Here is a 12,300-nt window from a genome sequence, read left to right on the forward strand (position 1 = left end):
ATAATTGATTAAGGTGGAGAATATCTCCACTTTTTTCTTTATTTAAATTAATATCCTATCTCATGTTATAATAAAAGCATTATTAAAAATAAAGGAGAAAATATGAAGTTAATATCATGGAATATTGATTCTTTAAATGCAGCCTTGACAAGTGATTCTAATAGGGCTGAGCTTTCTAGACAAGTATTAGAAACTATTAAATATGAAAATGCAGACATAATAGCGATTCAAGAAACTAAATTACCTGCAAAGGGACCTAGTAAAAAACATATGGAAATATTAGAAGAAAAATTTCCTGAATATAAATACGTTTGGGTTTCTTCACAAGAACCTGCAAGAAAAAGTTATGCAGGAACAATGTTTTTATATAAAAAAGAATTAGAACCTGAAGTGACACGTCCTTTTATAGATAGTCCATGTACAATGGATTCAGAAGGAAGAATAATTAGTTTAGAATTTGAAGACTTCTATGTAACTAATGTCTATACACCAAATGCTGGAAGCAGCCTTGCTAGATTAGATGATAGACAATTATGGGATGAAAAATATGCTGATTACTTATCAAAACTTGATGAAGACAAACCAGTCATTGCATGCGGAGATTTTAATGTTGCTCATGAAGAAATAGACTTGGCCCATCCTGAAAATAATAGAAGATCAGCAGGCTTTACTGATGAAGAGAGACAAGGGTTTACAAATCTTTTAAATAGAGGATTCACTGACACTTTTAGACACATTCATGGTGATGTTGAAGGAGTATATACCTGGTGGGCCCAAAGAGTAAAGACTTCAAAAATAAATAATTCAGGCTGGAGAATTGACTACTTTTTAGTTAGCGATCGTATTAAAGATAAGGTTAGAATATCGGAAATGATTGACTCAGGTACAAGACAAGACCATACACCTATCGTTTTAGAAATTGAACTTTAGAATTATTTTAATTTTGCATAGAGGTTATTATGACAAAGGTATCAATTATAGTTCCCTGCTATAATGAAGAAAAAAATATATTTCCTTTTTTTGAATTATGTAAAAATACATTAAATCCAAATTTTGAATATGAATATATTTTTGTTAATGATGGAAGTAAGGATAATACTTTCCTCAATATAAAGAAATTAATTAAAGATAATAATTCTGATAATATAATTGGGATTAATTTTTCAAGAAATTTCGGAAAAGAATCTGCAATCCTCGCCGGAATAAAAAATTCAACCGGGGATTTAATCTCATTGATTGATGCGGACTTACAGCAACATCCAAAGTATATTAATCAAATGGTAGAATACCTATCATTAAACGAAGAAACAGATATTGTAGCTTGTTATCAAAATAGAAGAAAAGAAGGTAAGATTTTAAGCTCTTTCAAATCAATGTTTTATAATTTAATAAATAAAATGAGCAGCACAAAATTTGAAAAAAATGCTTCGGATTTTAGAACTTTTAGAAGGCAAGTAGCAGAAGCTCTAGTTGATTTGGACGAATACCATAGATTTTCAAAGGGATTATTTGCTTGGGTTGGATTTGAAGCTCATTATATGCCGTATGAAGTGGAAGAAAGATTGCATGGAAAGACTTCCTGGTCTTTCTCATCCTTAACAAAGTATGCAATTGAAGGCTTTGTTGGCTTTAGTACCGTACCGTTAAGAATAGCTACTTTATTGGGAATATTTACTTCTATAGCATCATTGATTTATATGATAAGCATTATTATAAAAAAATTAGTGATAGGAATAGATGTAGCTGGTTATGCAACCATAGTTAGTTTAATTTTGTTATTATCAGGGATTCAATTGATTTCAATGGGGATTATTGGAGAATATTTAGCAAGAACTTATATGGAAACTAAAAAACGACCACATTATATTATTAAAAATAAAATTGAAACAGACAATAAATAAAATTGATGTTATTACATTAAAAAATAAACCTCCAAAGTTAATTTTTTTATAACTTATGGAGGTTCATTTTTATTATTGCTTCTTAAATATAAATAGTTTAGAGCCGATATAGTTGGAAACTAATACAAATAAATTTGATGCTATCTTCATTAAAAGACCATTATAATTTAACAAGTCAACTCCAATATACATAATGGCTATATCTAAAAATCCGGTTAACAACCTAACGGATACAAATGATACTAGTTCTTTAGTAACAATATTTTTATTCCAAGATTTTGATTCAAATACCCATATTTTATTGCTGATAAAAGCGAATATTACAGAGAATATCCAAGCTAATATGGTACTAGTTACATTTGATAAGTGTAAGGTTTTATAGGATATATAATAACTAATAATATTGATAAGTGTTGTTATCCCGCCAAAAAAAATATAAAGTATAGGACCTTTATACCTAAAGTAACATTTCATTAAAAAGTTTTTCATCTTTCTCCTCGTTTTTATTTAATTAATTTTACAAAACATAAACTCAAGCTATTGACTAATAATATTATAATAGGAAAAAGTAAAAAATGGTAATTAATATAATATTCTGAAAATTAAAAATAAGTAGTTATATATTCTTTAAATATTGAAAAAAAACAAATATAATGTTAAAATAAATTTTGTCAGCCCGGGTGGCGGAACTGGCAGACGCGCGAGACTCAAAATCTCGTGCCCTCTAGGGCGTAAGGGTTCGATTCCCTTCCCGGGCACCATATATATTTTCAAAACGTGTATTTTACACGTTTTTTTTTATGCCTAAATTTATAATTGCTTGCAAATTTGATATAATAGATATGTACGTTAATGCAAACTCAAGTACTAGAAACACTGAGAAAAATTATAATGACTAATAAATAACATTTAAACACAAAGAAGAGGAAATATGGAAAAAATATTACTTATTGATGGATCGTCCCTAATATTTAGAGCTTTTTATGCAATTAGAAATCTTTCTACAAAAGATGGATTGCCAACAGGAGCAGTTTATGGATTTGTTAATATGTTGAATGCTGCAATTAAACAAATAGAACCTAACTATATAGCAGTAGCCTTTGATAAGGCTGGCCCAACATTTAGAACTAGAGAATATGCGGATTATAAAGGTACTAGAGATAAGACACCAGATGAATTGAATAGTCAATTTGGTATAGTTAGAGACTTGTTGGATTCATATGGGATAAAACATTTTTCACTAGATGATTATGAAGCGGATGATATACTTGCCAGCTTGTCTAGAAAAGCAAATGAGGAAAATATTGAATCCTATATGCTAACTGGTGACAGGGATTATTTTCAATTGATCGATGACCATGCCTATGTTCTATATACAGTAAAGGGAATTTCACAATTAGAAATTTATGACAAGGAAAAGATTAAGGAAAAATATGATGGACTAAGTCCTAAAGACCTTATCGAAATAAAAGGATTGATGGGAGATAGTTCTGATAATATACCAGGAGTACCTGGAGTTGGAGAAAAAACTGCTATAAAGTTAATAAAAGAATATTCAACCATTGAAAATATCTATGAAAACATTGATAAGATTAAAGGAAAAGCTCTTCCAAAAAATCTTTTGGAAAATGAAAACTTGGCTTATTTATCAAGAAAGCTAGGTAAAATAATATGTGATTTAGACCTAGGTATAGAAATTGAAGATTTAAAAGTTCAAGAAGAAAATAGGCAAGAGTTATATGAAAAATATAAGGCTTTGGAATTTACAGGCTTAATGAAGGAATATTCTCCTGAAGTAGAAGAGGCTCATGACTTTAATGCTAGCCTTCTTGATAAAAAAGATTACAAAGAAGTTGTAGATTTTATAGAAAAAGAAAAAGAACTTGTTTTTGATCTTATAAATGAAGATGACTATACGAAAGAAAAACCAAGATTTTTAGCGATAAAATCTAAAGATAACAGGGTTTATACTTTAGATTTAGTAAATGATTTTGAATTGTTTGAAAAACATTTTAAAGCTTTATTTGAGAGTGACAAAATAGAAAAAGTTTCTTTTGATATCAAAAAATCCATTGTAATGTTAGATAAATTAGGTGTTCAATTTTCTGATAATTATCTAGATTTAATGATCTTGTCATACCTAATAAATCCTAGTGGCTCATATTCACTACAAGATATTGGTCTATCATTTTTAAATGTAGAGATTAAAGCCTTAGATGAATACCTAGGAAAAGGAAAAAATAAAAAAAGTGTAGGTGATTTGGACCATGACCAATTATTAGAATATCAAGCTAATAATCTATTTGTGATAAGTAAGGCTAAAAAATTATTGTTAGATAAGATTGAAGAAATGGAAATGACAGACCTTCTTTATGAAGTAGATTTGCCACTCGTAAAGGTGCTTGCAGAGATGGAAATTTATGGGGTAGAGTCTCATGCTAAAGAGTTTGAAAAACTTGATAAAGAAATATCTTCAAAAATAGATGATTTAGAAAATGAAATCTATGATCAGGCAGGTGAAGAGTTTAATATAAATTCTCCAAAACAATTGGGAGTAATTCTATTTGAAAAACTAGAATTACCTGTTATTAAAAAGACTAAAACGGGTTATTCTACAAATATTGATGTCTTAAAAAAATTAGAAGATAAGCATCCTATTATTCCTATGATAGAAGAATATAGACAATTAGCTAAGCTTAAATCCACCTATATTGACGGTTTAATCCCAATGATAGGAGAAGACAATAGGATTCATTCAAAATTCAACCAAACTGTAGCAGCTACTGGTAGACTATCTTCTACAGAGCCGAACCTACAAAATATACCTATAAAAACGGAAGAGGGTAGGTTGATCAGAAAGGGATTTTTTGCGGGGAAAGATAAAAAATTGGTATCTGCCGACTATTCCCAAATTGAACTTAGGGTGCTTGCAGCTTTAACTAATGATAAAAATATGTTATCAGCCTTTGAACAAGGAATTGATATCCATACAAAAACAGCGGCTGAAGTATTCAAGGTTGATTTAGATGAGGTTACAAAGTTACAAAGGTCAGAAGCTAAGGCTGTAAACTTCGGTATTGTTTATGGGATATCGGATTATGGCATTTCAGAAGATTTGAATATTACAAGAAAGCAAGCAAGGAATTATATAGATTCTTACTTAGATTCATATCCTCAAATTCATAAATATATGGATGATATAGTTGAAATTGCCAAAGAACAAGGCTATGTGAAAACCATGTTTGCTAGAAGAAGATATATCCCAGAATTATCTTCATCAAATTTCAACTTAAGAAGCTTTGGTGAAAGAATAGCTTTAAATTCACCTATCCAAGGTACGGCAGCTGATATCATCAAAATTGCAATGATTAATGTTTACAATAGATTAAAGAAAGATGAGTTGAAGGCAAAATTAATTTTGCAAATTCATGACGAATTGATAATAGAAAGTCCGGATGACGAACTAGAAAAAGTCAAAAAGATTATAAAAGAAGAAATGGAAAATGCAGTTGATATTGGAGTAAAATTGCTAGTGGATGTAGAAGTAGGGGATTCTTGGTATGAAGTCTAAGGTAATAGTGATTACAGGATCTATAGCTACGGGTAAAAGTTTGGTTTCGTCTTATTTAAGAGAAAAAGGATTTAAAATTATAGATGCTGATGAAATAGCCCACCTATTAATGCAAGTTGGCCAGGTGAACTATAAAAATATTGTAGAATATTTTGGTGAAGAAATACTTGATTCTAACAAAAATATTGATAATAAAAAACTTGCTCATATAGTGTTTAATAATAAGGAGGAATTACAAGTTTTAAATAATTTGACTCATGATAATATATTTAATAAAATTATGAACGAAATAAATAATTCTAATGAAGATATTATTTTTGTTGATATACCACTATTTATTGAAAATATTGGTAAAAATAATATTCCTGTAGATGAAATGTGGCTTGTTTATACTGATGAAAATACTCAATTACAAAGGTTGATGAAAAGAAACAATTTAAGCCAAGATCAAGCCTTAAGTAGAATTAAATCTCAAATGTCAATTGAAGATAAGCTCAAATTTGCAGATTTTGTAATTGATAATACAGGAAACAAAGATGATACTAAGAGACAAGTTAAAGAAAAATTGAGGACTTTATGAAAATTATAGGAAGAATACTAGTTTTATTATTAATCCTAGCTATTTTAGCAGGTGGACTTTTCTATGGCTATATATATTATACAGTCAATGATAGACATGAACCATATATGGATTTAATTTTAAAATATTCAAAAGAAAATAATGTAGATGAAAAATTAGTCACTGCTATAACCAAAACAGAAAGTGATTTTATTGAAAAGGCTGAATCTGGAGCCGGTGCAAAGGGACTTATGCAGATTATGCCAGATACCGGTGAATGGATATCACAAAAACTAAAAGAAAAAGAATATAATCCAACATTTTTATTTAACCCTGAAACTAATATCAAATATGGGACCTACCATCTTAAATATTTGATTGACTATTATGATAATAATGTTGATTTTGCTATAATGGCATATAATGCTGGCCACGGTAATGTAAATAAATGGATAAGTCAGGGACTAATAAAAGAAGATTCTAAAGATTATGACCAAGTCCCATTTCCTGAAACAAGGAATTATATTCGAAAAGTAAATGACCAATGGGAAATGAATAAGAGTATTTTTGATATTTATTACTTAGATAATGAAAGTTCAAAGAGTCAAAAAGCTTTCAACATAATGAAAAAATTAATAGTAGATTATTTTACAAAGAAATAAAGTTAGAAAACGCTTATTTAATTAAGCGTTTTTTATTTTCTGTGAATTATATTTGTAAAATTTACAATTTAAGCTGATAAAATCTTTATATCATGATATAATAAACTAGCTAGTTATTGTTAATAATATAATAATTAAAAATAATAGAAAGAGGGAACATATGGTATTTAAGAAAAATACTTTCAAACAAGGCCATCACATTCCTGCTAAAAAGGAATTGAGTAGAGGCGATGAGTACATAATAATGCCAGCACCAGAAGTTGTAAAACTTTCAATGTTACAACACATAGGCGCCCCAGCTAATCCTATAGTTGAAGTAGGTGATCACGTAAAAGTAGGGCAAAAAATTGGTGAAAAAGTAGGTTTTATTTCAGCTAATATACATTCTAGTGTATCAGGTGAAGTTGTAAAAATAGAGAAGTCAAATTCAACAAGAGGAAATACTACATGTATTTTTATAAAAAATGATTTCAAGGATGAACTTGCTTATGAATTAATGGATAGAGATTATACATCTATGACTTCTGAAGAAATCATAGCTATCATTGATGAAGCAGGTATTACAGGACTAGGGGGAGCTTCATTCCCAACATCTGTAAAATTAAGTCCACAAGAAAAAATTGAAGAAGTAATTATTAATGCAGCTGAATGTGAACCATATCTAACATCAGATGATACAGTTATGAGAAATTTTGCTGACAAGATAATTACAGGATTAAAAATTGAAATGCAAGTTTTAAATGCTGAAAATGGATATATAGTTATAGAAGATGACAAACCAGAAGCTATAGCAAAACTTGAAGAAGCTATTAAAGGTTCTGAAAATATTAAATTAGTTGTTGCTAAGGCAAAATATCCTCAAGGTGACGAAAAGAGAATCATCCAAGTAGCAACCGGTAAAGAATTACCTTTAGGTGAATTACCTGCGGTTGTTGGATGCGTAGTTTCCAATGCTACAACAGCTGCTGCTATAACAGATGCTGTAGTTCATAATAAACCTCTATATGAAAGAATAGTCACTTTCACCGGTGAGTCAATGAACACAAAAACAAATGCCTTAGTTAGATTTGGTACAACTTTAGGCGATGCATTGAAAGAACTAGGTGGATTGAAAGATGATGTTGCTAAGTTAATCATTGGTGGACCTATGATGGGATTTGCCCAAGATGACTTAGGAATTCCTTTAGATAAGCCGACAAATGGATTATTAGCCTTATCTGTTGAAGAATCAGAATATCCAGACCAAGAACCTTGTATAAAATGTTCAGCTTGTGTTGAAGTTTGTCCTGTTTACTTACAACCTTTCAATTTAGAAGAGCTTGTAAGAAATGGAGACCTGGAAGGTGCTCAAACTAACGACATCATGGCATGTATTGAATGTGGTTTATGTTCATATATTTGCCCATCACATATACCTTTAGCTGAAACATTCAAAGAAGGTAAGCAAATGATTAGACAATTAAACGTTAACTAGGGGGACTATATGGAGAATATTAAGTTAATAAAAAATAACGCCCCTCATATTAGAGTGAAAAAGTCTACAACAACAGTTATGTTAGACGTTATAATTGCAATGCTTCCAGCTATGGCAGCAGCTATATATTTCTTTGGTATAAGATCCTTATGGTTGACTCTAGTTACGGTAGCAGCTTGTGTTATATCAGAAGCTTTGGTGCAAAAGGCACTAGGTAAAAAAGTTAGAGTGAAAGATTTATCAGCTGTAGTTACAGGTATGCTTTTAGCTTTCAACCTACCAGTAGAATATCCTTTCTGGATGGCTATTGTAGGTGGTGTATTCGCTATAGTAATAGTTAAAGAATTATTTGGTGGTATAGGACAAAACTTCCTAAACCCAGCCTTGGCTGCAAGAATTTTCTTGATGGTTACTTGGCCAGCCGAAATTGGAACATTTACATATGATGGAGTTGCAGGAGCAACACCACTAGGTGGAAGACCTGCAAGTTTAGTAGACCTATTTATTGGTAATATACCAGGAACCATAGGTGAAGTATCCAAACTAGCTATTCTTATAGGATGTGCTTATTTGGTGGTTAGAGGAGTTATTAAATTAAGAATGCCTCTAGTTTACACTCTTGGATGTGCTGTATTCCTATATATTTTCAAATACGACTTAGCTGATACCCTATACCAATTATTATCAGGTGGTATTATTTTTGCAGCTGTATTTATGGTTACAGACTATTCATCCTCACCAATGTCAAAACAAGGTAAGGTGATATATGCTTTAGGAGCAGCTTTATTGACAGTTGTTATTAGACTATGGGGAGCATACCCAGAAGGTGTATCCTTTGCCATACTTATAATGAACGCATTTGTTCCTACTATTGATAGGTATGTAAGAGCTACAGTATTTGGAACAGGAGGTAAAAAATGAGAAAACAAGGATCATTTATTACCACAATTTTAGTTTTAGCTTTAGTAGCAGCTTTGATTTTTGGTGTAAACCAATTTTTAATGGCCGAAGAAGCTAAAGAAGACAAGGTAAATCCTTTTGCATCAGTATATCCAACAGCTACAGACCAAGTAGAGGAAATAGAAGTAGAAGGATATGAAGATAAATTTAATAAAGTATACAAAATAAAAGATGAATCAGGAGCTGATGGTTATATATTTGAAGCTCTAGATAATGGTTATGGTGGTGAATTTGTTTACCAAGTGGGCGTATCTGCAGATGGTACAATTCAAGGATTCAAGGTTTTATCACATAGTGAAACTGAAGGATTTGGTGCTGCCTTTAATACACCAGAATATGCATCAAGTTTAACTGGTACAAAAATTGGTACAGGAAAGTTAACATTTGGTGAAGCCAATAAAGATGAAGGACAAATTGAGTTAATAGCAGGTGCTACCATTACTACAAATGCTGTAACAGACTCATTGATAACAGTGGCGAATGCCTTATCAACCTTATCAGAAGATGTGCAAGCAGTTGTTAAAGAACTACCATATTATCCTGATAAGTGGCAAGAATTATTCGCTAACCTTATAAGTGAATATGAATTTAAAGAATTTGAAGATAAAGACTTTTATAGAGAAGATGGTATAAGAAGAATTATTGAAGCTAAAAATAAAAAGACTAATGAAATTTCTTATCTAGTACAATCTACAGCATCAGGTATAGCAGGTGATATTGATTATATCCTAAGACTTGATGAAAACTATAGAGTTTTCGGTATAGAAATCGGTAAACATAGTGAAGCTGCTGACAAGGGTGGAAAGATTGAAGATCCAGTTTACAAGGACCTAATCAAAGGATTAAACTTAGATAAAAACTTTATCACAAAAGCTACAAAATTAAGAAAAGAACCAAAACATGAAAAAGATATTCTTCTAATTTCTGGAGCAACAGTTACTTCAAAAGCTATGAAGGATTCTTTAGACCAAGTTATTGAAGATTTAACAAGATTTAATAAGCTTAAAAATAATGAAGATATGTTTAAACCAATTAACTTTGATGACCTAGAATCAGATAAAAAGCAATATGACCATAGTTTATTTGAAGGTGTAGAATCTACAGAAGTTATTGCTGAAAATGTAAATGATAAGGTACTTGCAATTTCTGATGCTGGAGACCTAGGTAAAATTTACGATGTAAATTCTGAAGGTTTTGGTGGAATGATAGAATTCGGTATCCTAGTAGACAATGATGGAGTAATCAAAGATTTTGTAATATACAAACATAGTGAAACACCAAGCTTTGGTGCAGCTATTGAAGAAGATTCATACAAGAATCAAATAGTTGGTAAAAACTTAAATGAAATTGGTGATGTTGCTAATGAAGTAGATGCTATAGCAGGATCAACAATAACAACAAATGGAATGCACGCAGGATTAAATGCTGTAAAAGAAGCATTTAAGGCCCAATAATACTAAGAGGAGGAGAGTATGAATAATAAAAACAACAATATTATCAAAAATAATCCAGTCTTAGTAGGAGGTCTTGGATTTGTTTCAATATTAGCAGCAACTACCACATTAAAAGCAGCTTTGATAATGTCTGCAGTAGTTTTATCAGTCTTGATATTATCAGGCCTTGTAACATCAATTTTGAAAAACTTTATACCTAGAAAATTAGAAGATTTAACACTTTTAATTATTATAGGTGGTTTTGCTATTACAGCAACTATGTTGATTAAATTTTATTATCCTATATCAGAGTCTACAATGAGACTAGCAGTTTCTTTGATTGCTGTAAATTCAGTTGTATTTTATAACTTAAAAGATACTGTCTTACATGAACCATTAGGACAAAGTATAAAGACTAGTTTCTTTGCAGGCCTTGCTTATGGTCTAGTAGCTATTTTGATGGGAACAATTAGAGAATTATTTTCTATTGGCACAATTTATGGATTTAGAATAATTCCTGAAAAATACACAATACCAACTTTTTCATCTCCAGTATTTGGATTTATTTTGCTAGGTTTATTAATAGCCCTAGGATCATATTTTGCCAATGCTAAGAAGGAGGACCAATAATGAATATATTACAAATTATTATAGCAAGTGTATTTGTGTCTAATGTTGTCCTTTCAGGATATATTGGAATGGATGATGTTTTGGCCTTATCAGATAATAAGGGTAAGATACTAAAAATTGGACTTATATCTTGCCTTATGCTTACAATATCAACATTTCTTACAAGATTAATAAGCCAAATACTTTTAGAAAAATACAATTTACAATATTTTGAATTACTAGCTTATATAGTAATAATTGGTCTAGTAGTTAAGGTATTTAGTGTTTTATTTGATTCAACATATGGTGAATCACCAGCATATAGTAAATTAAATTTAGTAAATACCTTATTTTTAGGGGTAGCCTTGTTAGCTAGTCAAAATAATTTAAGCTTAGTAGATACTATCATATATTCTATAGGGACCTCATTGGGAGTAATCTTATTATCAATAATGATGGAAGCTATAAAGTATAAGTATAGATTTGTAAATATGCCAGACCACTTCAAAGGAAAGGCTATCCACGTGATGGCTTTAGGCCTTATAGCTTTAGCTTTTTATGGATTTGCTGGTTTAGTATAATAATGAAAAGAGGTGGTCATCCACCTTTTTTTATTTAGAGGAGTTTTTATGAGAAAAGAAAATATTAAAGTAAAAAAAAAAGATCCTAAAGAATTAGAAAGTGAATTGAACTCTATATCGGTATTCCTATATTCTTTTGGCCTGGTATTTATAGAATTTTTACTTTTAGACTTGCTATTGTTTGGAGGCCATATTAAAGACTATAGGATGGTGTTTACTCCAGCTTTACTCATAACATTTACGATTATTTGCCTTGTAACTGTAGTGTTTATGTCTGATAAGATTTTAGTTAATTACAAGGATGCAGTTTTAGCAAGTGGATTTAATAAGTTTATGAGCATGATAGGTATTTTTTCTATAATAATTTTAGCTCATATATTTCTAAAACAAAAATTATTTAGTCTAAGTATTTTGCCTATACTTTTCATATCTGCTGGATCATTTATTTTAGGAAGGATAATAGAAAAGATTCAAAAAAATAAATAAATTTATTTAAAACTAGTTTCATATTTTGAAGCTAGTTTTTATTTTAAAGAGTTTAGTATTCATC

Annotated in this window: 12 protein-coding genes and 1 tRNA gene; 12 read left to right on the plus strand and 1 reads right to left on the minus strand. The window is 30.3% G+C overall.

Annotated elements, in window-relative coordinates; genetic code table 11:
- Nucleotides 1–102: 102 nt before the first annotated feature.
- Nucleotides 103–930 carry an exodeoxyribonuclease III gene (locus tag Q0U66_RS01430; RefSeq protein ID WP_297376726.1) on the plus strand — a complete coding sequence of 276 codons (828 nt, stop codon included), beginning with the start codon at nt 103–105 and terminating at the stop codon, nt 928–930.
- Between the two features lie 29 nt (nt 931–959).
- A complete protein-coding gene (locus tag Q0U66_RS01435) occupies nt 960–1,901 on the plus strand; it encodes a glycosyltransferase family 2 protein (RefSeq protein ID WP_297376728.1) in 942 nt (313 codons plus the stop codon).
- 72 nt (nt 1,902–1,973) lie between these two features.
- Here Q0U66_RS01435 and Q0U66_RS01440 read toward each other — a convergent pair whose 3' ends face one another.
- Nucleotides 1,974–2,390, minus strand: a complete 417-nt coding sequence (locus tag Q0U66_RS01440) for a GtrA family protein (RefSeq protein WP_297376730.1) — start codon at nt 2,388–2,390, stop codon at nt 1,974–1,976.
- Nucleotides 2,391–2,575: 185 nt separating this feature from the next.
- Here Q0U66_RS01440 and Q0U66_RS01445 point away from each other — a divergent pair.
- The 10 genes from Q0U66_RS01445 to Q0U66_RS01490 all read left to right on the plus strand — a co-directional run bounded on the left by Q0U66_RS01445 (nt 2,576) and on the right by Q0U66_RS01490 (nt 12,236).
- Nucleotides 2,576–2,662: transfer RNA gene (locus Q0U66_RS01445), tRNA-Leu, on the plus strand.
- A gap of 170 nt (nt 2,663–2,832) precedes the next feature.
- Nucleotides 2,833–5,472 (plus strand): DNA polymerase I, encoded by a 2,640-nt coding sequence (gene polA / locus Q0U66_RS01450; protein ID WP_297376732.1) that lies wholly within the window; start codon nt 2,833–2,835, stop codon nt 5,470–5,472.
- A complete protein-coding gene (gene coaE, locus Q0U66_RS01455) occupies nt 5,462–6,052 on the plus strand; it encodes a dephospho-CoA kinase (RefSeq protein WP_297376734.1) in 591 nt (196 codons plus the stop codon). Before polA ends, coaE begins: the two co-directional genes overlap by 11 nt.
- Nucleotides 6,049–6,693, plus strand: a complete 645-nt coding sequence (locus Q0U66_RS01460) for a lytic transglycosylase domain-containing protein (RefSeq protein WP_297376736.1) — start codon at nt 6,049–6,051, stop codon at nt 6,691–6,693. The genes coaE and Q0U66_RS01460 overlap by 4 nt, the downstream gene beginning before the upstream one ends.
- Nucleotides 6,694–6,853: 160 nt before the next feature.
- The gene (rsxC, locus tag Q0U66_RS01465) at nt 6,854–8,167 is read left to right on the plus strand and encodes an electron transport complex subunit RsxC (RefSeq protein ID WP_297376738.1); all 1,314 of its coding nucleotides are present in this window, start codon (nt 6,854–6,856) and stop codon (nt 8,165–8,167) included.
- Nucleotides 8,168–8,176: 9 nt separating this feature from the next.
- Entirely contained in the window at nt 8,177–9,088 is a 912-nt protein-coding gene (locus tag Q0U66_RS01470; RefSeq protein ID WP_297376740.1) for an RnfABCDGE type electron transport complex subunit D, read from the plus strand.
- Complete coding sequence (locus Q0U66_RS01475; protein ID WP_297376742.1) at nt 9,085–10,581, plus strand: FMN-binding protein; 1,497 nt, start codon at nt 9,085–9,087, stop codon at nt 10,579–10,581. The genes Q0U66_RS01470 and Q0U66_RS01475 overlap by 4 nt, the downstream gene beginning before the upstream one ends.
- 18 nt (nt 10,582–10,599) lie before the next feature.
- On the plus strand, nt 10,600–11,190 hold the full coding sequence (locus tag Q0U66_RS01480) for an Rnf-Nqr domain containing protein (RefSeq protein WP_297376744.1): 591 nt from the start codon (nt 10,600–10,602) through the stop codon (nt 11,188–11,190).
- Nucleotides 11,190–11,750, plus strand: a complete 561-nt coding sequence (locus tag Q0U66_RS01485; protein WP_297376746.1) for an Rnf-Nqr domain containing protein — start codon at nt 11,190–11,192, stop codon at nt 11,748–11,750. The genes Q0U66_RS01480 and Q0U66_RS01485 overlap by 1 nt, the downstream gene beginning before the upstream one ends.
- A gap of 48 nt (nt 11,751–11,798) precedes the next feature.
- Nucleotides 11,799–12,236, plus strand: a complete 438-nt coding sequence (locus Q0U66_RS01490; RefSeq protein ID WP_297376749.1) for a hypothetical protein — start codon at nt 11,799–11,801, stop codon at nt 12,234–12,236.
- Nucleotides 12,237–12,300: the final 64 nt, after the last annotated feature.

Origin of the sequence: uncultured Helcococcus sp. (genome assembly GCF_946998255.1) — a bacterium.
GTDB lineage: Bacteria > Bacillota > Clostridia > Tissierellales > Peptoniphilaceae > Helcococcus.

Bases quoted from the DNA above. Each gene is read 5' to 3' on its own strand.
- Q0U66_RS01430 (WP_297376726.1), top strand. From the start codon at position 103: ATGAAGTTAATATCATGGAATATTGATTCTTTAAATGCAGCCTTGACA.
- Q0U66_RS01435 (WP_297376728.1), top strand. From the start codon at position 960: ATGACAAAGGTATCAATTATAGTTCCCTGCTATAATGAAGAAAAAAAT.
- Q0U66_RS01440 (WP_297376730.1), bottom strand. From the start codon at position 2,390: ATGAAAAACTTTTTAATGAAATGTTACTTTAGGTATAAAGGTCCTATA.
- polA (WP_297376732.1), top strand. From the start codon at position 2,833: ATGGAAAAAATATTACTTATTGATGGATCGTCCCTAATATTTAGAGCT.
- coaE (WP_297376734.1), top strand. From the start codon at position 5,462: ATGAAGTCTAAGGTAATAGTGATTACAGGATCTATAGCTACGGGTAAA.
- Q0U66_RS01460 (WP_297376736.1), top strand. From the start codon at position 6,049: ATGAAAATTATAGGAAGAATACTAGTTTTATTATTAATCCTAGCTATT.
- rsxC (WP_297376738.1), top strand. From the start codon at position 6,854: ATGGTATTTAAGAAAAATACTTTCAAACAAGGCCATCACATTCCTGCT.
- Q0U66_RS01470 (WP_297376740.1), top strand. From the start codon at position 8,177: ATGGAGAATATTAAGTTAATAAAAAATAACGCCCCTCATATTAGAGTG.
- Q0U66_RS01475 (WP_297376742.1), top strand. From the start codon at position 9,085: ATGAGAAAACAAGGATCATTTATTACCACAATTTTAGTTTTAGCTTTA.
- Q0U66_RS01480 (WP_297376744.1), top strand. From the start codon at position 10,600: ATGAATAATAAAAACAACAATATTATCAAAAATAATCCAGTCTTAGTA.
- Q0U66_RS01485 (WP_297376746.1), top strand. From the start codon at position 11,190: ATGAATATATTACAAATTATTATAGCAAGTGTATTTGTGTCTAATGTT.
- Q0U66_RS01490 (WP_297376749.1), top strand. From the start codon at position 11,799: ATGAGAAAAGAAAATATTAAAGTAAAAAAAAAAGATCCTAAAGAATTA.